This is a genomic window from Lutimonas saemankumensis, assembly GCF_020171465.1.
Lineage (GTDB): Bacteria > Bacteroidota > Bacteroidia > Flavobacteriales > Flavobacteriaceae > Lutimonas > Lutimonas saemankumensis.
Genome location: NZ_JAIUZR010000003.1, coordinates 1,082,271 through 1,103,626 on the forward strand (window position 1 = coordinate 1,082,271; position 21,356 = coordinate 1,103,626).

The window sequence follows — 21,356 nt, forward strand, 5'->3', positions numbered from 1 at the left end:
GTATCTTTGTAAAATATTTTCCTTAATATAAATGTAACTCCTTGAATAACAGTAATTTTAAAGATTTTATATCAATTACCGGAGCCTCGCTTCACAATTTGAAGAATTTAGACGTAAAAATCCCAAGAAATAAGCTTGTGGTACTCACCGGACTGTCCGGATCGGGGAAATCAAGCCTTGCTTTTGATACGCTTTATGCCGAAGGCCAGCGACGATATGTTGAGAGCCTGTCTTCCTACGCCAGGCAATTTATGGGTAAATTGAACAAACCAAAAGTCACTTCTATAAAAGGAATTTCTCCCGCTATAGCAATCGAACAAAAGGTGAACAGTACCAACCCCAGATCAACGGTTGGAACAACTACAGAAATCTATGACTATTTAAAGCTATTATACGCCAGAATTGGACGGACTTATTCACCTGTATCAGGAAAAGAAGTCAAAAAAGATTCGGTTTCTGACGTAATTGATCATATAAGAGATATGGAGCTTGGCGAAAAAGTTCTCCTGATTGCACCTGTTCATGCTGACGAGACAAGAGAACTTCCGGTGGTAATCTCTATTTTAAAGCAACAGGGTTTTTCCAGACTACTGGTCAACGGTAGAACAATTCGAATTGAAAAATTTGATCCCAATACAAACGAGGAGGTCTGGCTGGTTGTTGATCGGATTGTTATTCAGGAAGGTGAAGATTTCTATAACAGGCTTGCCGATTCCATTCAAACCGCTTTTTATGAAGGTAAAGGAGAATGTTCGCTTCAATTGATAGATTCTGAAAAAAGAATTCACTTTAGCAATCGATTTGAGCAGGACGGGATCACTTTTATGGAACCAAACGTACATTTTTTCAGCTTTAACAATCCGTATGGGGCTTGCAAAAACTGTGAAGGCTATGGAAACATTATCGGGATTGATGATGATCTGGTAATTCCAAACACTTCCTTGTCCGTCTTTGATGATGCCATATTACCCTGGAAAAGTGACTCGTTTAGAATTTACAAGGAAGAACTGGTACTGAATGCTTATAAATTTGATTTTCCAATTCATAAACCCATTTTCGAATTAAGTGAAGAACAATACGAATTATTATGGAACGGAAACGAGTATTTTAGCGGTTTGCATCAGTTCTTTAAACACCTTGAAGAAAAGAGCTACAAAATACAGTATCGTGTTATGCTTTCCAGGTACAGAGGGAAAACCAAATGTACAACCTGTAATGGCAAGCGCTTAAGAAAAGAAGCACATTATGTTAAGGTGCACGGGAAGGATATCACTGAACTCGTGGATCTTCCCATTGATGAGGTCCTTGACTTTTTTAATAATTTGAAGTTGACAAAACATGAAGAGAAAATAGCAAAAAGGCTATTGACTGAAATAAGAAACCGATTGAGTTTTCTTAATGATGTTGGATTGAGCTATCTAAGTCTTAACAGGAATTCCAATACCCTATCAGGGGGAGAAAGCCAGCGAATTAACTTGGCAACTTCCCTGGGAAGCAGCCTTGTTGGGTCCATGTACATCCTTGACGAGCCAAGTATTGGATTGCATTCACGAGACACTGAAAGACTGATCAAGGTGCTTTTTAAACTGAGAGATCTAGGCAATACCGTAATTGTGGTTGAACACGACGAAGATATTATCAGAGTAGCGGATCATGTGATTGATATTGGTCCTGAGGCCGGAAGCTTTGGAGGAGAACTTGTTGCGGAAGGTAGTATTGAAAAGATTTTAAAAGCAGAGTCCTTAACGGCTAAATATCTTAATGGCAATCTTAAAATTGAAATACCTGGAAAAAGACGAAGTTCAAAAAGGTATATTGAGATTAAAGGTGCAAGAGCCAACAATCTAAAGAACATTGATGTAAAAATCCCGTTAAATTCACTCACAATGATAACAGGAGTTTCAGGAAGTGGCAAAAGTACGCTGATCAGAAACATCCTGTACCCTGCCCTGCAGAAGGAAATTCACAAGTACGGTGAAAAAGCGGGACAGTTTTCTGAAATTAAAGGAGCAATCTCATCCCTTCAGAATATTGAATTCATCAATCAAAATCCAATAGGAAGGTCAAGTCGATCAAATCCTGTGACTTATATCAAGGCCTATGATGATATACGCGGGCTCTTCACCGATCAAAAATTGTCAAAACTCAGGGGCTATAAGGCGAAATTCTTTTCGTTTAATGTTGACGGGGGGAGATGCGACACCTGTAAAGGAGAAGGAGAGGTTACCATAGAGATGCAGTTCATGGCGGATGTTCACCTCGAGTGTGAAACGTGCAAGGGAAAACGATTTAAAAAGGAAGTTCTGGAAATCGAATATCAGGGTAAGAACATAAACGACATTCTTGAAACCACAGTTGATGAGGCCATTGAATTCTTTGCTCAAAACGGTGAAAACAAAATTGTAAACAAGTTAAAACCTCTGCAGGATGTTGGGCTTGGTTACGTACAACTTGGGCAGGCATCTTCTACCCTATCCGGTGGTGAGGCCCAAAGGATCAAACTGGCTTCATTTCTTGTAAAGGGAAATAGTAAAGAAAAGACTTTGTTCATTTTTGACGAACCCTCCACCGGGCTTCATTTTCACGACATAAACAAATTACTTAAATCATTTAATGCATTAATTGACAAGGGCCATTCAATTATAGTAATTGAACATAATCTGGACCTGATCAAATGTGCTGATCACATAATCGACCTGGGCCCTGAAGGTGGAAAAAACGGAGGAAATATAATTGCACAGGGAGTGCCTGAAGAAATAGCCCAAATTAAGGGCTCTTACACGGCTAAATATCTAAAGCAAAAACTCGCTTAAAAAAAGGCGATTATGCCACAATGAGGTCCTGATTAATTAAGCTTGTCACGCTTTTCCTTGGCGAGAACAAAATCCGGTTGAATTTTGATTGCCTTATCATAACTTGCCTTAGCCTCAGGAATTTTTTTGAGTTCTTCCTCAATGACACCTTTTAAATAGGGTATAGCAGCCAGTAATTCAACCTGCTGCGTATGATTCTGATTTATAGTAAAAGTAACCTGAACCTTACCGGTATCGTTTAAGGTTTCCACTTTTTTTATCGTGGTATAAGCCTCTTCAAATTTATTCATAGACAATTGAAGCTTTGCAACGTTATAGCCATGATAATTGTTATTGCTTAAAGCAAATAATTCCGAATAAGTCTCCATACTCTTATCCAGAGCCCCTAAAGATTCCAATGATATAGCTTTTAATTCCAAAATGGCCTGATTCCTTGGATCTCTTTCCAATACTTCATTGGCCATCAAAAAACATGATGCATATTTTCTCGATGAAAAATATATATAAGTAAGACTGTCTTTATAGGTGCTGTTTTCCCCTTCCAGGGAAATCAGTTTGTACATGCTGTACGTAGCCACATTTTGGTCACCGAATCTTTTTGCATTCCTTATGATCTCTTTCTCAATTGCAATAGATTCTTCCTTCGATGACTGAGCAAAAATGGATACTCCAATAAGGCTCATGACAAAGGCTGTGTATAAATTTTTCATAATAATTATTTTTCGGGGCTCAAAAATATAGATTTTATTGGAATAATAAATTCTTTTTCAAAAGATTAACAAAGCTTTAAATAAAGCAAAAAAAAACGCCCAGAGACTCTGAACGTTTTTTGATTTTTGGGTGGAAGACCGGATTCGAACCGGCGACCCTCGGTACCACAAACCGATGCTCTAACCAACTGAGCTACAACCACCGTGATACATTGAATTTACTTGCCGTAAATTCGGGTGCAAATATAATCTATTTCCCAACTTCTTCAAATAAAAAGTAAATTTTTATTGAAAATATTTGTACCAGATTCAAATCGTTTTCAGAGCAGCATATCCAGGTTATCTACGGCCAAATGACGCTCGACTGTGAAACCCTCGGCATGATCTTTCCCGATGAGCCGACCCAGGTCCTTAGCCCTGTAAGTTATACTTTCCAAAAAGTTCTTGCTTGAAATAGGAGATATTGGCTCTTTAGAAGATGGATCATAAAACTGTGAACCATAGGCCATTACAGCCTCAAGTTTTTTTTCGATAAATCCAGATACATCCACGACAAAATCCGGATTTAAATTCTCCCACTGGATATAGTGATAAACCCGGTCAGGTCGCCAGGATTCCTGCAATTTACCCTCTTCATAGGTCTCTATTTTCCTGAGGCCTGACAGAAAACATGAATCGGAAACCAGCTTACTGGCTCTTCCATGATCAATATGTCTATCCCGGACAGCATTACACAAAACAACTTTTGGCTGATATTTTCTTATCATACGAATGACCTCCATTTGATGCTGTTCATCATTGACAAAGAATCCATCTTTAAATCCAAGGTTATTACGAACATGCACACCCAGAATCTCAGCTGCTTTTAAAGCCTCTTTGTCTCTAATTTCTGCTGAACCTCTTGTCCCAAGTTCTCCCCGAGTCAGATCAAGAATCCCAACTTTCTTCCCATTGAAAATCTCCTTGGCCAGGGTTGCTGCACATCCTAATTCAACATCGTCGGGATGGGCTCCTATTGCTAAAATGTCTAATTTTTCCATGTTATCGTATCAATGCCTGCATTAAATCTTCAAGTATATCTTCTTTATTCTCGAGCCCCACAGATAGTCTCAGCAAATTATCTGAAATTCCTATCTTCATTCTTTCTTCCTGAGACAAAAGGGCATGTGAGGTTAAACTCGGCTGTATTATGGTAGATTCAATTCCGGCAAGACTCATTGAGGGTTTTATCATTTTTAGATTATGCTGAAAAACTTTGGCATCAAGGTCATCTGCAAGTTCAAATGACAACATTCCGCCAAAACCGTGCATTTGCCTTTTAGCCAGCTCATGATTTTTGTGACTGGAAAGTCCGGGATAATACACTTTTCTCACCAACGAATTCTGAACCAGGTTTTCTGCAACGAACTGGGCATTTTCATTGTGTCTTTCAATTCTCAGAGCAAGCGTCTTCATGCTACGCTCCAGTAAAAAACACATAAAATCACTCAAATTACCCCCAAAGTTTCTTCCTTTATACATAACTCGCTCCACCAATTCTTTTTTACCCGCTACGGCGCCTGCACTAATATCACTGTGTCCTCCGAGGTATTTCGTCGCACTGTGAATGACCAGGTCAACGCCTAAATCCAAGGGTGTCTGGTTGATTGGCGATGCGAAAGTATTGTCAATCATGCTTACCAGCCCCATCTCTTTGGCCAGTGTTGCGACTCCTCGGACATCTGTTATATTCAAAAGTGGATTCGATGGGGTTTCAAGGTAGATCACTTTTGTATTTTTTCGAATCTCGTTTTTAAAATCAGAGATCTCCATACCCTTGGTAAAAGAGTATTCTATTCCGTATTTAGAAAATTCTTCCTGTACAAGATGATGACTACCTCCATATATCTCATTCTGAAAAACAACATGATCTCCGCGCTCAAGAAACGCAAACAAACTTGTGCTTATCGCAGCCATACCACTCGAAAATGGCAATGCTGCTTCAGCATTTTCCAGGGCTGCAAGTTTTTCCGCTATCACCTCTTGATTTGGGGTGTTAAAATACCTGGGGTACCTTTTTTCCTGAACGTCCAAAAACGGATATGATGTTGCCAGGTATATGGGAGAAACAGCTCCGCCAAATTGCTTGTCCTTGATTTGACCTTCATGAACACAAGCCGTATGGGTACCATTTTTTTTCATATATCAATTATTTTGTATCTGATTTTGTTGTCAAATATAACCATACTTGATGTATTATTTTTTTATTTCATTAAACGGAAAGGAAATGAATCTAATATCCTACAGCGGTGTCGTCTCCTCTTGGATCAGCACCAGCTTCCAGCCTTCCATCTTCCATCACCAGAATGGCGTCTACCCTTCCCAGTGATGAAATTATTGTCGGATGATAACCTTTTTGTCTCAAAGCTTGAAAATGAATGGTATCAAAGGTTTCTTCAAATCGTATTTTATCAGGTAACCATTGATGGTGAAACCTGATCGAAGAAACCGATTCCTGCATCCCCATATCGTATTCCAGAACATTGAGAATATTCTGAAAAACTGAAGTAATGATCGTGGAACCACCGGGAGATCCTACTACCATCTTCAACTTTCCTTCTTCCTCAATAATCGTGGGTGTCATGGAACTGAGCATTCTCTTCTCAGGAGCAATTGCATTGGCCTCAGCACCAACCAGCCCGTATTTATTAGGATATCCTACTTTTGAACTGAAATCATCCATTTCATTGTTTAGAAAGAAACCGGCAGATTTAACAAAAACTTTTGAACCATATCCACTATTCAGAGTAGTCGTAACAGCAACGGCATTCCCCTGGGCATCAACGATCGAATAATGTGTTGTCTGGTCACTTTCTACCACTTCAATATTTCCATGAGAAATCTCAGAAGAGGCAGTGGCCGAATCGAAGGAAAAACTTTGCATTCTTTTCCTGTTGTATTCTGAAGACAACAAGGTTTCCACAGGAATTTCAATAAAATCAGGATCTCCAAGAAAATAGGCACGATCCGCATAAACACGTCTCTCTGATTCTGTAAGCAATTGTATGTAGGGCACTCCGTTATGTTTCATCTTTTTAAAATCAAATGACTCTACACTTTTTAATAATTGTGAAAGACAGATACCTCCACTTGAAGGAGGGCCCATGGAAATTATCTTGTAAGTATGATATTGGGATTCTATCGGATCCCGCCAGATGGCCCTGTAACTTGCCAAATCCTCCATGGTAATAATACCTCCAAGGCTTTGTAAATGTTGAACCATCAATTCTCCTGTTTCGCCCTTATAGAATTCATCTCGGCCGTTGTCTCTGATCCTTTCAAGGGTTCTGGCCAAAGCAGGTAACTTCATTGTATCTCCAGGCTTCCAAACCCTGTGAATAAACGAAATTTCACCATTGACCTTCTCGATCTTTTCTTTCACTCCGTTAAAATTACCGGCTTGCATCTCAGTAACAACGACGCCTCGTTTCGCTAATTCAATCGAAGGATTGATCAAATCCTCAAAGGGTAAGCTTCCCAATTTTTTGTGTATTTCGAACAGGCCTGCAATCGTCCCTGGAACTCCTACAGACAATCCCCCGAACCTACTTTTATCAGGAATCGGAACGCCATCTTCATCAAGATACATATCTCTCGATGCCTCCACCGGGGCTTTCTCCCGGTAGTCAATACTTCCTGTTTCACCATCAGACTTTCGATAAACCATAAATCCTCCCCCACCAATATTCCCTGCCTGTGGATAACATACAGCAAGTGCAAGATCCGTTGCTATCATCGCATCAAAGGCATTCCCTCCTTTTTTTAGGATCTCAACACCAATTTTAGAAGCCTCGCCACGGGCACTGACCACCATTCCATTTTCAGCTATGACACCCTTCTCGGTGTTAGACACCAAAACTTCGCTGTTCTTCCGTTCTGAACATCCTTCAATCCAAAAAACAAGGAAAAGCAGGGCAAATAGAAATTTGAAACCTTTGACTCTATTTCTCATATAGTTGTTTTATTTCATTCATTTTTCGATCTGAAAATTCACATAAATCTTTAAAAAAGAGCCGAAAATCGTTTTCAAACTCCTCATAATGATCCTGTAGATCCATAACGGCTCGATTCATTTCGGAAATGCTACCTGTTCGTCGGTTCATTCCGTTCAGGACCTTTTCAATTCCTTCAATCTCAGCATAACTCAGCAGCCAGTTATCTCTGATCATATAGCTGGAAATCATCAACACTTTTTGAGGAAGCACCTCTTCATGCTTGCCGAGTAGCTCATAAAAGTTTTCAGAGTACACTTTTAAATCCATAGCGGAATAATCCTTCCAGTTTTTAGCAAGGAAATGATCATAGAATATATCAATTATAATCCCCCTGAAAAGACCGTATCTGTCATGTAATCTGCGCTTGCTTCTTCTTGAAATGGGATGTGCATCCGTAAACGAGTCAATCTGCCTGTGAAGTAATATCCCGATCTGTAAAGGCTCACTGTAACTTTTGTATTTACTCCCCTTAACATGGTCTGCCATGAAATTACCAATGCTAACCATTTCCTGATCCCGGGAAAGATATATATGAGCCAAATAATTCATTAGATATTTTCTGCTAAAAATAAACTTTTCGACTTAAGGAATGAAATATTCTCAATAATACTTCGATCCAGAGGTCTAAATATATCATTCTTGTAATTTTTTTTAATATTTTTGCGAATAATCAGGATGATTTCTCTCCTAAAGAAGGAATTGTACAAGTATAATTCCACTTTGTGTAAAATCATACATAAAGTGATCAATTCTTAATTCAATGTTAGTGAAAGATAATCAATCTTCCAAGGCTGCCATAGCGCTGGAAGACAAGTACGGAGCTCATAATTACCACCCACTGCCAGTTGTTCTCAAAAAAGGTGATGGTGTTTTTGTATGGGACGTTGAAGGCAACAAATACTATGATTTCTTATCTGCCTATTCAGCTGTTAACCAGGGCCATTGCCATCCCAGAATAATCAATAAACTCAAGGAACAGGCGGAAACCCTGACCCTTACTTCAAGAGCGTTTTACAACGATCAGCTTGGAGTCTACGAAGAGTTTATGAGCCATTATTTTGGTTTTGATAAAATTCTGCCTATGAATACTGGTGCGGAAGCTGTTGAAACGGCGATTAAACTTTGCAGGAAGTTTGCATATGAAAAGAAAGGGATACCTGAAAACGATGCAAAGATTATAGTTTGTGAAAATAATTTTCATGGAAGGACTACCACGGTCATTTCATTCTCAAATGATGAAACGGCAAGGAAAAATTTCGGGCCCTATACACCAGGATTTATAAAAATACCCTACGATGATGTTGAAGCGCTAAAAAAAGTCATAGAATCGACTGAAAATATTGCCGGGTTCCTTGTAGAGCCCATTCAGGGAGAAGCCGGGGTTTATGTTCCACAGGAAGGATATTTGAAAAAGGCAAGAGACCTTTGTAAAGAAAATGACATCCTTTTCATTGCCGATGAAGTTCAGACTGGAATTGCTCGAACAGGAAGATTGCTGGCAACGTGCGGAAACTGCAGTTGTCCGGAAAGAAATTGTTCCGGAATACCGGAAGTGAAACCAGATATATTAATTTTAGGAAAAGCTCTAAGCGGAGGAGCATATCCGGTTTCCGCTGTACTTGCCGATGATCAAATAATGGAAGTGATTACACCTGGGGTTCATGGATCAACTTTTGGTGGAAATCCGGTTGCAGCTGCGGTTGCCATGGAAGCTTTAAAAGTGATCAGAGATGAAGACCTGGCTTCTAATGCTTACAATCTCGGAAAGATTTTCAGAAAGGAAATGGAAGAACTTATTCAGGAAAATGATATGGTTACGATGGTAAGGGGAAAAGGCCTTTTAAATGCCATCGTCATCAACGAAAATGAGGATAGTGACCTTGCATGGAATATTTGTATGAAACTCAAAGAAAATGGGCTTCTTGCCAAACCAACTCATGGAAATATTATCCGTTTTGCCCCTCCTTTGGTTATGACCGAGGCGCAACTTATGGATTGTATACACATCATCAAAAAAACTTTAAATTCAATGATTTAATAAATTGATTTAAAGAAATTTAATTCAAAAAAAAGCCTTGACAACGAGTCAGGGCTTTTTCTTTATATTACGTTAAAAGCGTATTAATATCCCTCCGTAAGGTGTTGAAGTTTTACTTTATCTTCGATCCTTATTTTCTTTCCTTGCAAAGAAATATACCCTTCCTTCTTGAATTCGGATAACAAACGAATCGTCGATTCCGTTGCGGTTCCAATTGCATTCGCAATTTCCTCTCTGGTCAGGGTTACCGAAATATATCCTTCCTTATCTACTCCAAATATTTTGTCAAAAAATAAGAGAGATTCTGCAAGCCTCTCTCTTACGTTTTTTTGCGCCATATTGGCAATTGAAGAGTTTGCTTCATCCAGATCCTCTGCCAATGATTTAGTGATCTCCATAGAGAATTCAGAATTATTTTTAAACAATTCCAATATCTCATGCTTTGGTATAAAACAAACATCCATTTCTTCCAATGCAGTAACGGTCAAATGCGCTACTGAATTACTAATTACAGACCTGTGGCCAACCAATTCTCCCCTTCTGATAAATCTCACTATCTGCTCTTTGCCATTAGGTGCCAGTTTGGTCAATTTACACTTCCCGTTTCGCAAACAATAAACACCTCTCAAAGATGTTCCTTCACTAAAAATCACCTCCCCTTTCTGAATATGAAGCGAGGATTTTTTCTTTGCTATTTCCTGCAACTCTCTGCCTGTTACGGAATTCAAGGAATTCAAATCTCTGATGACGCATTTTTCACAATCTTCTTTCATAAATGTTAGGGTTGTTTTTTGCAAATTTATATAAATTATAATATGATTCATTTTTTTATGTAATTTTTTTATAAGAAATTTACCCAATTTTTCTAGGGATATATGTCTAAAGAAAATTGCTACCACTGCGGTCTTGATTGTAATGCTGAAAGAACTGAATTTGACGAAAAATCCTTTTGTTGCAATGGATGCAGGACTGTTTATGAAATTCTCAATCAAAACCAGCTTACAGGTTATTATGACCTGGAATCTAATCCTGGAACTGCTCCGACTGACTTCAGAGGGAAGTTTGATTACCTCGATAATGAGGACATCGCAGAGCAATTGATCGAGTTCGATGATCAGGAAACTTCCGTAGCCAATTTTTACATTCCAACCATTCATTGCAGCTCCTGTATCTGGGTTCTTGAAAATCTTCATAAGTTAAATGACGGTATTAAAATTGCCCTGGTTAATTTTCCTAAAAAAGAGGTTCGAATAACTTTTCGCAAAGGCGAAATTTCATTGAAAGAGGTAGTTGAACTTATTGCCTCTATAGGATACGAGCCCTATATAAGCCTTGATTCGACAAATGTAAAATCCAGTAAGACAGACCGTAAGCTGATCTATCAGGTAGCCATTGCGGGATTTGCTTTTGGCAACGTAATGATGCTTTCTTTTCCCGAATATTTTCAAATGGATGAATATTGGCTTAATCGATACAAGCCTTTTTTCAGAGGGCTCATGTTTTTGTTATCCTTACCAGCGCTTCTTTATTCGGGCCAGGATTATTTTAGCTCCGCATTTAAAGGGCTAAAACATGGTATCCTAAATATAGATGTGCCAATATCGCTGGGGATTTTGGTCCTTTTTTTTCGAAGTTCCTATGAAATTATCTCTCAAACAGGACAAGGATATTTCGACAGCCTTACCGGACTTATTTTCTTCTTGCTTCTTGGAAAGATTTTCCAGCAAAAGACCTATGGGTTTTTATCTTTTGAGCGAGACTACAAATCCTATTTCCCAATTGCAGTTACCCGAATTGCCGGAAACAATGAAGAACAGAATATCAGTATCCATGAAATTCAGCAAGGCGACCGACTACTGATCAGAAATGATGAGATCATTCCCGTTGATGGAATACTGATAAGTAAGGAAGGGATGATCGATTACAGTTTTGTTACGGGAGAATCAATCCCCGTTTCAAAACGGTCAGGAGATAAATTATACGCGGGTGGTAAACAAACACGTGGTGCGATAGAAATGGAGGCAATAGAGACTGTTAAACAAAGTTATCTGACACAACTCTGGAGCCATGATGTTTTTCATAAGGAGAATCCAAAAAATATCAAATCACTTACGGATTCCATCTCAAAACAATTTACAATCATCATATTATCAATTGCATTAATATCAGGTATCTATTGGTATTTTGAGGATAAAAGTGCTGCTTTTCAGGTAGTTTCTGCAATATTGATCATTGCGTGCCCCTGCGCGCTTGCATTGTCGGCTCCATTTTCTCTCGGAAATATGATCCGTTTATTTGGAAAACATAAATTTTACCTCAAAAACACAGCAGTTATAGAGTCTATGGCAAAAGTCAATGCCGTAGTTTTTGATAAAACAGGAACGATAACTTCAAACAGAAAATCAGAAATAATTTACGAGGGGCAGGTTCTTGATAATAGTGAGCTTAGTATGATAAAAACCTTATTGCGTTCATCAAATCATCCCTTAAGCCGAATTCTTTATGACCATATTGACAGCAGTGACCTCGGAGACTTAAGTGAATTTGAAGAATTCACTTCGAAAGGAATCGAAGGAAGAATAGACAATAAAAGAATTTTGCTTGGTTCGGCTTCATTTGTGGGAATGAAAGATGAAAAGGGCCTTGACACTGCAGTATACGTGAGTTTCGAAAACAAAGTGAAGGGGAAATTCATTTTTAAGAATGCCTATAGAAAAGGGCTCAGGGAAATGATAAAAGAACTTGACCTTAAATACAAAATTTCACTGCTGTCCGGGGATAATGAGGGTGAAAAAGCAAGACTGGAAGATCTCCTGCCGGAAATTGAGAAGCTTTTGTTCAATCAAAAACCTGAGGACAAACTTGAGTTTATCAAATCTATGCAGGAAAACAAAGAACACGTGATGATGCTGGGAGACGGATTAAATGATGCAGGAGCATTGGCTCAAAGCAATGTTGGGGTTGCTATTTCAGAAAACATCAATGTATTTTCTCCGGCCTGCGATGGTATCCTTGATGCCAGCAGGTTCGAACAATTGCCAGATTTTTTGCGATTAAGTAATTCAACCATTGTTGTTATTAAAGTCAGTTTTGCGATATCATTCCTCTATAACATCATTGGTCTTTTGTTTGCGGTCACTGGGAATTTATCTCCAATTGTAGCCGCCATATTAATGCCAATAAGCTCAATTTCAGTTGTTCTTTTCGCAACGGTCAGCACTAATTATTTAGCAAAAAAAATATTATCTTAGCTCAGCAATACCTGAAGTAATTTTTAAAAACATGACTTTTATCATGTTTAAGATATGTTACTTTTTGTTAATTTGTTGCAACTAAAAAAATCAGTAATGAATATAATATTCATGCTTATCATTGCAAGTCTTGTCATTGCAGTCTTATTTTTTATTTTATTTGTCAAATCGGTCAGGACCGGACAGTATGATGACGTTTATACGCCATCGGTCAGGATGCTGTTTGACGATGAATTGGTTGAGGACAAATCATCCGCAAAAAAAAACAATCAAGAATCAATCAACTAAATTATTATCAAAATTATTCAAATGGAAAAAGAACAATTTTATTACGACAACAAAATAGTAAAAATGTTTCTTGTCGCTACCATTCTATGGGGTGTGGTGGGAATGTTGGTGGGGCTAATAGTAGCCTTGCTGTTCATTTTCCCCAATTTGCTCGAAGGTATTTCATGGCTTAGTTTTGGTCGTATCAGACCACTGCATACAAATGCTGTGATTTTTGCTTTTGTTGGGAACAGCATTTTTATGGGGATCTATTATTCGATGCAGCGCCTGTTGAAGACCAGGATGTTCAGCGATACGTTAAGCAAAATTCATTTTTGGGGCTGGCAATTGATAATTGTTGCTGCTGCCATTACACTTCCGCTGGGAATTACAAGTTCTAAGGAATATGCGGAGTTGGAATGGCCCATTGATATCGCTATAACCCTGATTTGGGTGGTAATGGGTATCAATATGATCGGAACCATTTTAAAAAGGCGTCAGCGGCATATTTACGTTGCCATCTGGTTTTATCTTGCAACCCTGATTACAGTAGCTGTCCTCCACATATTCAACAACCTTGAATTACCAGTTACAGGTTTTAAAAGTTATTCTATTTACGCTGGTGTGCAGGATGCCCTGGTTCAATGGTGGTATGGGCACAATGCGGTTGCTTTCTTTTTGACAACTCCTGTTCTTGGTTTGATGTACTACTTTGTGCCAAAAGTTGCCAACAGGCCGGTTTATTCCTACAGACTATCCATCATACATTTTTGGTCACTGATCTTTATTTACATATGGGCAGGACCACACCATTTACTGTATACAGCTCTTCCTGAATGGGCGCAAAACCTTGGAACCGTGTTTTCAGTAATGCTTATTTTCCCTTCTTGGGGTGGTATGATCAATGGTTTACTTACTCTCAGAGGAGCATGGGATAAAGTTAGAGAAGATCCTGTTCTAAAGTTCTTTGTTGTTGCCATCACAGGTTACGGTATGTCTACGTTTGAGGGACCAATGCTTTCATTTAAAACACTTAACGCCATCGGCCATTACACTGACTGGATCGTAGGTCATGTTCATATTGGTGCACTGGCATGGAACGGGTTTATGGCTGCCGGTATTATTTACTGGCTGGCAACCAAGCTTTGGAAAACAGATTTGTACTCAACGAAACTGGCAAATATTCATTTCTGGCTTGGAACCCTGGGTATTCTGTTCTATGCCCTTCCACTTTATGTAGCAGGATTTACTCAGGCTGCCATGTGGAAGCAATTCAACCCTGACGGAACGCTCGTCTATGGAAACTTTTTGGAAACTGTAACCCAGATCATGCCCATGTATATGATGCGTGCATTTGGAGGAACTTTGTACCTTGCAGGATTCATCCTTCTTGCATACAATGTAATCAAAACGGCAAAGGCCGGGTCTGCTGTTGAAGATGAACTAGCAGAGGCAGCTCCGTTGAAGAAAATATCTCCGGCAAGAGTTGCAGGAGAAGGGTTCCATTCTTGGCTAGAGAGAAGAACAATATTATTTACTTTCTTAGTGGTAATAGCGGTTGCCATTGGAGGAGCAGTGGAAATTATTCCTCTGTTAACGGTTGATTCAAATATTCCGAAAATTACCTCTGTCAAACCATATACTCCGCTTGAATTGGAAGGTAGAGACATTTATATAAGAGAGGGCTGTAACAACTGTCATTCACAAATGATACGTCCTTTCCGTTCTGAAGTGGAACGCTACGGCGAATACTCAAAAGCTGGTGAATTTGTTTATGATTTTCCATTCTTGTGGGGATCAAAAAGAACGGGTCCGGATGTGCACAGAATTGGAGGAAAATACAATGACAACTGGCATTTTAACCATATGCTTGATCCGCGAACTACATCTCCAGGGTCTATCATGCCTCAATATCCCTGGTTAATTACGGATGACCTCGATGTGTCTCAAACTGTAAATAAGGTTAATGCCATGGTCACACTAGGTGTCCCTTATACGCAATTTGAGTTGGACAAGGCAGTATATTTATTGCAGAATCAGGCAAAAGAGATTGAAAAAAGTTTAAGACAGGATCCTGAATTTGTCAAGAACTATGGGAACTCTGAAATAGAAAAGAAGGAAATAGTTGCTCTTATTGCTTATTTACAACGATTAGGAACCGATATTAAGGCAGAGGCCGAAGAATAAAAAAAAGCGATTATGTTAAAATATATAAAACATCATTTAGATTCGATGACGGGGGTTGAAATATATCCTATCATTTCGCTGCTTCTCTTTTTTCTGGTCTTTACAACAATGTTGATCATTGTTCTGAAAATGCCAAAAAAGAATATTGATAAACTAAGTAATTTACCTTTAGATAACGACATAAAAAATACACATCATGAGTGATAATAAACAAAAAAGTGGTTGGAAAAAATTCCTTCAGTCTATGACCAAGGCTCATGAACTTGGGAAAGAAGAAGAAATCATGACCGATCATGACTATGACGGAATAAAAGAACTGGACAATGTACTTCCACCATGGTGGAAATATGGATTCTACATTACCATAGCCATTGGTATTTTCTATTACATCCAGGTATTCACAAATTCAGAAGAATACAGCCAGGAGAAAGAATATGCCGCTGAGGTTGAAAAAGGAAAACAAGAAGTTGAAGCCTATAAAGCAGCCAATCCTGAACTTTTTAAACTGGATGCCACCCTGTTAACCGATGATGCCAGCCTTGCAGCTGGTAAGAAAAATTTTGATGCCTATTGCGTTGCCTGCCATATGGCCGACGGAGGTGGAGGAATTGGTCCTAATCTCACCGATGATAATTGGATTCTTGGAGGGGGAATGGAAAATATATTAAAGACTCTCAATGAAGGTGGTCGAGCCGGAAAAGGTATGATCTCCTGGAAAAATACATTTAATAATGATGAACTTCAGCAACTTGCCAGCTATGTGATTTCCCTGAATGGAACCACACCAGCCAACCCTAAAGAAGCCGAAGGAGACATCATTTGGAGCAAACAGTAGTTTAATCATTAGTTCTCGCTTGTGTGAACTACTGTGTTTTTGATTTTTTTAGTTAGTAGTAGAAAAGGCTACGGTTGTCGTTAACGGCGAAGTAGCCTTTTCAAATACCCCCGCTTTATGGATAAGAATGAACAGGAAAATTTTAGAGACAGCATTGCCACTATTAACGAAGAAGGAAAAAGGAATTTTATTCATCCTAAAAAACCGAAAGGACGTTATACTTCATACCGTACCTATGTAAGCTGGTTTCTTCTCGCCATATTATTTGCTTCTCCTTTTATCAAAATCAATGGGAATCAGTTTCTGCTATTCAATATCATAGATCGAAAGTTCAATATTTTTGGGCAACCCTTCTGGCCTCAGGACTTTTATTTACTGGTTTTATCATTATTGGTTTCGGTTGTTTTTATCATTCTATTTACAGTCATTTTTGGTCGAATCTTTTGTGGCTGGATGTGTCCGCAAACCATTTTTATGGAAATGGTTTTTCGAAAAATTGAATATTGGATAGAAGGGGATCGCAACAAGCAGATTAAACTCTCGAAACAACCCTGGAATGCGGAAAAAATAAGTAAAAAATCAATAAAATGGTTTCTGTTTGCTGTGGTATCTTTTATGATCGCCAATGCTTTTCTGGCCTACTTCATTGGAGGTGATGTACTGATTCAGCACGTGAAGGACGGGCCTTTTGAACATGTTGATACCTTTCTCAAATTGTTGGTATTCACCGCTGTTTTCTATTTTGTATTCGCCTGGTTCAGGGAGCAGGTTTGTATCATCGCATGCCCATATGGAAGGCTTCAGGGAGTCCTGTTAGACAACAAATCCATTGTTGTGGCTTACGACCACAAAAGAGGTGAAAACCGTCAAAAATTAAGAAAGAAAGAAAACAGGGAAGAAAAGTCTTATGGTGATTGTATTGACTGTAAACAATGCGTCCTGGTATGCCCTACCGGTATTGATATAAGAAACGGAACCCAATTGGAATGTGTAAATTGTACAGCCTGTATTGATGCCTGTGATACTATCATGGATACCGTGGGATTTGAACGTGGACTTATCAGATATGCCTCGGAAAACAATATCGAAAAGGGCGAAAAATTCTCCTATAATGCCAGGATCAAAAGTTATATTGTGGTGCTTACCCTACTCCTGACCTTTTTAGTAACTTTGCTTTTTTTAAGAAATGATGTTCAGGCAAACTTCCTTCATTTACCGGGCCAGTTATACTCCACAGAGGGGGAAACGATAAGTAATGTTTACACATTTAAACTGATCAACAAAACCAACAACCCTTTTGAAGGAATAGACATCAGGCTTATGTCGCATGAAGGAAAAATTGAAGTGGTGGGCGGACAGATCAACATACCAAAAGGGGGACTTTTTGAAGGAACTCTTTTTGTAAAGATTGATAAAAGTGAATTATCGTCATCAAAAGAAAAAATTGAACTGGGAATATATGCGGATGGAGAATTAATAGAAGAATCTCATACAAATTTTTCTTCTCCGCTACAGGTTAAATAATATATTATATGAAGATACGATTGAATTGGGGAACAGGGATCTTTTTGGCCATGCTTGCATTTATGATCTTTATTTTGACATTTGTTTACAAATCCATTGCCTTGGATGAATACCAGCATGAACTGGTATCTGAAGATTATTACAAAGATGAGTTACACTATCAGGAAGAGATTGACAAGATTAATAATGCCAAAGAACTAAGTGAAAACATTGAACTTGAAAACACCAATGAAGGAATTTTGATAAAATTTCCTGAGGAAGTTTTAATGGCCAACATTTCAGGGACTATTTATTTTCAACGGCTTTCTAACGAAAAACTTGATTTTGTCGAAGAAATAAAGCTCGATAATCATAAACAGTTGATTAGATCAGATAGATTGGTTTCAGGAAAATGGATTGTAAAAATTGATTGGAAAAATCAAGAGAAAGAATATTTGTTTAAAGATTCTTGGTTCTATTAAAATTATAGATTATTCTTTACACTGCACTCATATTAGGCCTTTTAGGAAGTTTTCACTGCATAGGGATGTGTGGCCCTATTGCCTTTGTACTGCCTGTAAATAAGAAAAGTAAGGTTCAGACTTTTTTTGGAACTTTTTTGTATCACACCGGAAGAATACTTAGCTACGGACTTATTGGATTTCTTTTCGGATTACTTGGAAAGGGTCTTTATCTTGCCGGATTTCAACAAAGACTGTCCATATTAATCGGCCTGATCATGATCCTGGTCGTTCTGGTTCCAACAAACCTGCTGAACAGGTACCATTTTACCAAACCACTTTACAGAGCCGTGGGCGTGGTAAAATCAAAATTGGGATTGTATCTGAATAAATCTTCTTTTAAGGCTCTGTTTTCGATAGGTTTTTTTAACGGATTTCTTCCTTGCGGACTTGTTTACATGGCCCTGCTGGGAGCGATCTCATCCGGAAATGAAACTGATGGTGCGATTTATATGGCGGCATTCGGACTAGGGACCATCCCACTGATGACCGGAGCCGTTTATCTTGGTAACTTTTTAAAAATTTCGGTCAGGAATAAAATTCAGAAAGCAATTCCTATATTTGTATTTATCATAGGAGTACTTTTTATAATAAGAGGTATGGGTTTGGGAATCCCCTATATATCGCCCTCAGACACTCAACTATTAATTTCCAGTGATCCTAATTCATGTTTAACAGAATAATAAATGAGCATAACCCTTGATAATAAAATAACCGAGGCTGAATTCAACAGCATTACTTCTCATGAGGACCTCCTGGAAATCCTGAAGCATAAAAATATTGATTCCTCTTCCGTTATATCTAAATTTAATTATGAACTTGAAAAAAGGCTCCTTCAAATTGAACTTGTCAAGCTTCAGCAATGGGTCAAAAAGAATAATAAAAGAGTAGCGATCATTTTTGAAGGTAGAGACGCTGCCGGAAAGGGAGGAAACATAAGACGATTCACGGAACATCTCAATCCAAGGTCGATGCGATTGGTTGCATTGAACAAACCTACTGATGTTGAGAGAGGACAGTGGTATTTTACCCGATACATCCAACATTTACCAAACCCGGGTGAACTTGTTTTTTTTGACAGGTCCTGGTATAACAGGGCGGTCGTGGAACCTGTTATGGGATTTTGTACCCAACATCAATACGAACAGTTCATGGTTCAGCTCCCTGAGTTTGAGCACATGCTTTATGAAGACGGGGTTGTTATTATTAAATTCTGGCTTTCTATTACCAAGGAGGAACAACTCAATCGCTTTAATGCCAGAGAAGACAATCCATTGAAACGATGGAAATTTAGTCCTGTTGACAAAAAAGGCCAGGAATACTGGGATGAATATACCAAATACAAGGAGTTGATGTTTAGTAAAACGCATACTTCGTTCAGCCCGTGGATCATAGTCAAAACAAATAATAAAGAAACTGCTCGGCTTGAATGTATGAGATATGTCCTGTCACTTTTTGATTATGATAAAAAGGACGACAGTGAAGTTTCTCTCTTCCCCGATCCTAACGTGATCATGCGTTATTTTCGTTCATTACACAAATACGATTAGACAGCTATGGAAAAGTTATCAGCAAAGGATTTAAAGAAATTGAATTCCAAAAAGGGTTTATTGTCTATATTAATGAATGATACAATCAATTTACCGAAAACGATCAGGTATATTGATTATGAAAAACAGCTCAAAGTCCTTCAGACTGAACTGATTCGTCAGCAAGCCTGTATCATAGACAAAAACATGAGGGTAATTGTTTTATTTGAAGGAAGAGATGCGGCCGGAAAAGGTGGTGCTATTAGAAGAATTACAGAAAGAATCAATCCCAGGCATTACAGAATTGTGGCACTGCCAAAGCCCACGGCCGTCGAAAAATCTCAATGGTATTTTCAACGTTATATTCAACAATTTCCCAAAGCTGGTGAAATCGTGTTCTTTGATCGAAGCTGGTACAACAGAGCCGTAGTGGAACCCGTTAATGGGTTTTGCACCAACGAGGAGTACAGGATTTTTATGAATCAGGTCAATGATTTTGAGAGAATGATCACTGAATCGGGTATTCTTTTGGTGAAATTGTATATGTCGATTTCCAAAAAGGAGCAGGCCAAAAGATTTGAAGACATCAAAAACAATCCTTTGAAGCAATGGAAAATGAGCAAGGTCGATGAAAAGGCACAGGAACTTTGGGATTCCTATACATTTTATAAAAACAAAATGTTTGACAATACCAAATCCGGAGGGCTTCCTTTCAAAGTGATCAAGGCGAACAGAAAAACCGATGCCAGAATTGATGTTATAGAGCATCTCCTTAAAAGTATTCCTTACGATAAAAACAGAGAAATCTAAGCTGTTTTTGCTGATTTTCGGAACATAAAATAAAGACCGACAAGGATCATCGGAATACTTAATATTTGCCCGGTGTTCAAGTCCCAGTCCCCTCTTTGATCCACCTGGGCCTCTTTAAAGAATTCAACTATCAGCCTCACCGACCAGAGGCAAACCATGAACAATCCAAAAATGTATCCGAGCTTATCTTTCTTATCAGTCTTCCAGTAAACATACCAAAGTAAGATGAAAGTGATCAGGTAACCGAATGATTCATAAAGCTGGGTTGGATGTCTTGGGAAGTCCTCTCCCAACTGCTTAAAAACAAAACCATAGTCAGAATTAGTGGGCTTTCCGATTATTTCTGAATTCATCAAATTTCCAATTCGCACGAAAATAGCACCACTTGCAACCGGGATTACGATTCTGTCGAGAATCCAAAGCATGGGTTTCTTAACTACTCTCTTTGAGTAAAAATACATCGCTATGATGATTCCTATTGCTGCACCGTGACTTGCCAAACCCTGGTAACCCGTGAAGCGAAAAGGATTAAATTTAACAGGAAGAAGTACTTCTAAAGGGTTTGATAATAAAAACTCGGTATCATAGAATAGAAAATGCCCAAGGCGCGCCCCGAGTAATGTTGCTATTACTGTATAAATGAATAAAGAGTCGAGTTTATCCAGTGAAACTCCTTCTTTTTTAAAGATCCGTTTCATTATCTGAAGCCCAAGAACAAAGGCGATGACAAACATGAGGCTGTAATACCTTATTGCAAACGATCCTATTTTTATCAATTCAATATTTGGATCCCAGTCTATACTTAAAAACAACATGAATTCTAATTTAAGGCGTAAATATAATTGAAAGTTTTAACAA

General features: G+C 38.5%; 19 protein-coding genes and 1 tRNA gene. 12 read left to right on the forward strand and 8 right to left on the reverse strand.

What is annotated here, in order from left to right:
- Positions 1 to 41: 41 nt before the first annotated feature.
- Positions 42 to 2,813, forward strand: coding sequence for an excinuclease ABC subunit UvrA (uvrA, locus tag LCM02_RS06295; protein ID WP_224927474.1), 2,772 nt, complete (start codon positions 42 to 44; stop codon positions 2,811 to 2,813).
- A 32-nt stretch (positions 2,814 to 2,845) separates the two neighbouring features.
- On the opposite strand, the gene LCM02_RS06300 is transcribed toward uvrA, so the two are convergent.
- From LCM02_RS06300 to LCM02_RS06325, 6 genes are all read right to left on the reverse strand, one after another.
- Positions 2,846 to 3,523, reverse strand: a complete 678-nt coding sequence (locus LCM02_RS06300) for a tetratricopeptide repeat protein (RefSeq protein WP_224927475.1) — start codon at positions 3,521 to 3,523, stop codon at positions 2,846 to 2,848.
- 128 nt (positions 3,524 to 3,651) lie between these two features.
- A tRNA-His gene (locus LCM02_RS06305) sits at positions 3,652 to 3,727 on the reverse strand.
- Positions 3,728 to 3,843: 116 nt separating this feature from the next.
- Positions 3,844 to 4,563, reverse strand: coding sequence for a bacillithiol biosynthesis deacetylase BshB1 (gene bshB1 / locus LCM02_RS06310; protein WP_224927476.1), 720 nt, complete (start codon positions 4,561 to 4,563; stop codon positions 3,844 to 3,846).
- A gap of 1 nt (position 4,564) precedes the next feature.
- Positions 4,565 to 5,704, reverse strand: a complete 1,140-nt coding sequence (locus LCM02_RS06315; protein ID WP_224927477.1) for a trans-sulfuration enzyme family protein — start codon at positions 5,702 to 5,704, stop codon at positions 4,565 to 4,567.
- A gap of 91 nt (positions 5,705 to 5,795) precedes the next feature.
- Positions 5,796 to 7,514 (reverse strand): gamma-glutamyltransferase, encoded by a 1,719-nt coding sequence (gene ggt / locus LCM02_RS06320; RefSeq protein WP_224927478.1) that lies wholly within the window; start codon positions 7,512 to 7,514, stop codon positions 5,796 to 5,798.
- The gene (locus LCM02_RS06325; RefSeq protein ID WP_224927479.1) at positions 7,504 to 8,106 is read right to left on the reverse strand and encodes an acyl carrier protein phosphodiesterase; all 603 of its coding nucleotides are present in this window, start codon (positions 8,104 to 8,106) and stop codon (positions 7,504 to 7,506) included. The genes ggt and LCM02_RS06325 overlap by 11 nt, the downstream gene beginning before the upstream one ends.
- 211 nt (positions 8,107 to 8,317) lie before the next feature.
- On the opposite strand from LCM02_RS06325, the gene rocD reads away from it, so the two are divergent.
- Positions 8,318 to 9,595, forward strand: coding sequence for an ornithine--oxo-acid transaminase (gene rocD, locus LCM02_RS06330; RefSeq protein WP_394369927.1), 1,278 nt, complete (start codon positions 8,318 to 8,320; stop codon positions 9,593 to 9,595).
- A gap of 83 nt (positions 9,596 to 9,678) precedes the next feature.
- On the opposite strand, the gene LCM02_RS06335 is transcribed toward rocD, so the two are convergent.
- A complete protein-coding gene (locus LCM02_RS06335; RefSeq protein WP_224927481.1) occupies positions 9,679 to 10,368 on the reverse strand; it encodes a Crp/Fnr family transcriptional regulator in 690 nt (229 codons plus the stop codon).
- A 102-nt stretch (positions 10,369 to 10,470) separates the two neighbouring features.
- Here LCM02_RS06335 and LCM02_RS06340 point away from each other — a divergent pair, with 102 nt between their 5' ends.
- The 10 genes from LCM02_RS06340 (at position 10,471) to ppk2 (LCM02_RS06385) (ending at position 20,498) form a co-directional block, all read left to right on the forward strand.
- Positions 10,471 to 12,846, forward strand: a complete 2,376-nt coding sequence (locus tag LCM02_RS06340) for a heavy metal translocating P-type ATPase (RefSeq protein WP_224927482.1) — start codon at positions 10,471 to 10,473, stop codon at positions 12,844 to 12,846.
- Positions 12,847 to 12,942: 96 nt separating this feature from the next.
- Positions 12,943 to 13,134: a cbb3-type cytochrome oxidase assembly protein CcoS gene (ccoS, locus tag LCM02_RS06345; protein WP_224927483.1), complete on the forward strand. Its 192-nt coding sequence runs from the start codon at positions 12,943 to 12,945 to the stop codon at positions 13,132 to 13,134.
- Between the two features lie 21 nt (positions 13,135 to 13,155).
- The gene (gene ccoN / locus LCM02_RS06350; protein WP_224927484.1) at positions 13,156 to 15,300 is read left to right on the forward strand and encodes a cytochrome-c oxidase, cbb3-type subunit I; all 2,145 of its coding nucleotides are present in this window, start codon (positions 13,156 to 13,158) and stop codon (positions 15,298 to 15,300) included.
- 12 nt (positions 15,301 to 15,312) lie between these two features.
- The gene (locus LCM02_RS06355; protein ID WP_224927485.1) at positions 15,313 to 15,504 is read left to right on the forward strand and encodes a CcoQ/FixQ family Cbb3-type cytochrome c oxidase assembly chaperone; all 192 of its coding nucleotides are present in this window, start codon (positions 15,313 to 15,315) and stop codon (positions 15,502 to 15,504) included.
- Entirely contained in the window at positions 15,497 to 16,135 is a 639-nt protein-coding gene (locus LCM02_RS06360; protein ID WP_224927486.1) for a cbb3-type cytochrome c oxidase N-terminal domain-containing protein, read from the forward strand. Before LCM02_RS06355 ends, LCM02_RS06360 begins: the two co-directional genes overlap by 8 nt.
- Before the next feature lie 117 nt (positions 16,136 to 16,252).
- A complete protein-coding gene (ccoG, locus tag LCM02_RS06365; protein WP_224927487.1) occupies positions 16,253 to 17,659 on the forward strand; it encodes a cytochrome c oxidase accessory protein CcoG in 1,407 nt (468 codons plus the stop codon).
- 8 nt (positions 17,660 to 17,667) lie between these two features.
- Positions 17,668 to 18,120 carry a FixH family protein gene (locus LCM02_RS06370; protein ID WP_224927488.1) on the forward strand — a complete coding sequence of 151 codons (453 nt, stop codon included), beginning with the start codon at positions 17,668 to 17,670 and terminating at the stop codon, positions 18,118 to 18,120.
- A gap of 29 nt (positions 18,121 to 18,149) precedes the next feature.
- Entirely contained in the window at positions 18,150 to 18,842 is a 693-nt protein-coding gene (locus LCM02_RS06375; protein WP_317197454.1) for a sulfite exporter TauE/SafE family protein, read from the forward strand.
- A 3-nt stretch (positions 18,843 to 18,845) separates the two neighbouring features.
- Positions 18,846 to 19,709: a polyphosphate kinase 2 gene (ppk2, locus tag LCM02_RS06380; protein WP_224927489.1), complete on the forward strand. Its 864-nt coding sequence runs from the start codon at positions 18,846 to 18,848 to the stop codon at positions 19,707 to 19,709.
- A gap of 6 nt (positions 19,710 to 19,715) precedes the next feature.
- Entirely contained in the window at positions 19,716 to 20,498 is a 783-nt protein-coding gene (ppk2, locus tag LCM02_RS06385; RefSeq protein WP_224927490.1) for a polyphosphate kinase 2, read from the forward strand.
- Here ppk2 (LCM02_RS06385) and lgt read toward each other — a convergent pair.
- The gene (lgt, locus tag LCM02_RS06390) at positions 20,495 to 21,313 is read right to left on the reverse strand and encodes a prolipoprotein diacylglyceryl transferase (RefSeq protein ID WP_224927491.1); all 819 of its coding nucleotides are present in this window, start codon (positions 21,311 to 21,313) and stop codon (positions 20,495 to 20,497) included. The genes ppk2 (LCM02_RS06385) and lgt overlap by 4 nt on opposite strands.
- Positions 21,314 to 21,356 lie beyond the last annotated feature (43 nt).

Bases quoted from the DNA above. Each gene is read 5' to 3' on its own strand.
- ggt (WP_224927478.1), bottom strand. From the start codon at position 7,514: ATGAGAAATAGAGTCAAAGGTTTCAAATTTCTATTTGCCCTGCTTTTC.
- ppk2 (WP_224927490.1), top strand. From the start codon at position 19,716: ATGGAAAAGTTATCAGCAAAGGATTTAAAGAAATTGAATTCCAAAAAG.
- rocD (WP_394369927.1), top strand. From the start codon at position 8,318: ATGTTAGTGAAAGATAATCAATCTTCCAAGGCTGCCATAGCGCTGGAA.
- LCM02_RS06335 (WP_224927481.1), bottom strand. From the start codon at position 10,368: ATGAAAGAAGATTGTGAAAAATGCGTCATCAGAGATTTGAATTCCTTG.
- LCM02_RS06370 (WP_224927488.1), top strand. From the start codon at position 17,668: ATGAAGATACGATTGAATTGGGGAACAGGGATCTTTTTGGCCATGCTT.
- LCM02_RS06340 (WP_224927482.1), top strand. From the start codon at position 10,471: ATGTCTAAAGAAAATTGCTACCACTGCGGTCTTGATTGTAATGCTGAA.
- LCM02_RS06315 (WP_224927477.1), bottom strand. From the start codon at position 5,704: ATGAAAAAAAATGGTACCCATACGGCTTGTGTTCATGAAGGTCAAATC.
- bshB1 (WP_224927476.1), bottom strand. From the start codon at position 4,563: ATGGAAAAATTAGACATTTTAGCAATAGGAGCCCATCCCGACGATGTT.
- lgt (WP_224927491.1), bottom strand. From the start codon at position 21,313: ATGTTGTTTTTAAGTATAGACTGGGATCCAAATATTGAATTGATAAAA.
- LCM02_RS06300 (WP_224927475.1), bottom strand. From the start codon at position 3,523: ATGAAAAATTTATACACAGCCTTTGTCATGAGCCTTATTGGAGTATCC.
- ccoS (WP_224927483.1), top strand. From the start codon at position 12,943: ATGAATATAATATTCATGCTTATCATTGCAAGTCTTGTCATTGCAGTC.
- ccoG (WP_224927487.1), top strand. From the start codon at position 16,253: ATGGATAAGAATGAACAGGAAAATTTTAGAGACAGCATTGCCACTATT.
- LCM02_RS06360 (WP_224927486.1), top strand. From the start codon at position 15,497: ATGAGTGATAATAAACAAAAAAGTGGTTGGAAAAAATTCCTTCAGTCT.
- ppk2 (WP_224927489.1), top strand. From the start codon at position 18,846: ATGAGCATAACCCTTGATAATAAAATAACCGAGGCTGAATTCAACAGC.
- LCM02_RS06355 (WP_224927485.1), top strand. From the start codon at position 15,313: ATGTTAAAATATATAAAACATCATTTAGATTCGATGACGGGGGTTGAA.
- LCM02_RS06325 (WP_224927479.1), bottom strand. From the start codon at position 8,106: ATGAATTATTTGGCTCATATATATCTTTCCCGGGATCAGGAAATGGTT.
- ccoN (WP_224927484.1), top strand. From the start codon at position 13,156: ATGGAAAAAGAACAATTTTATTACGACAACAAAATAGTAAAAATGTTT.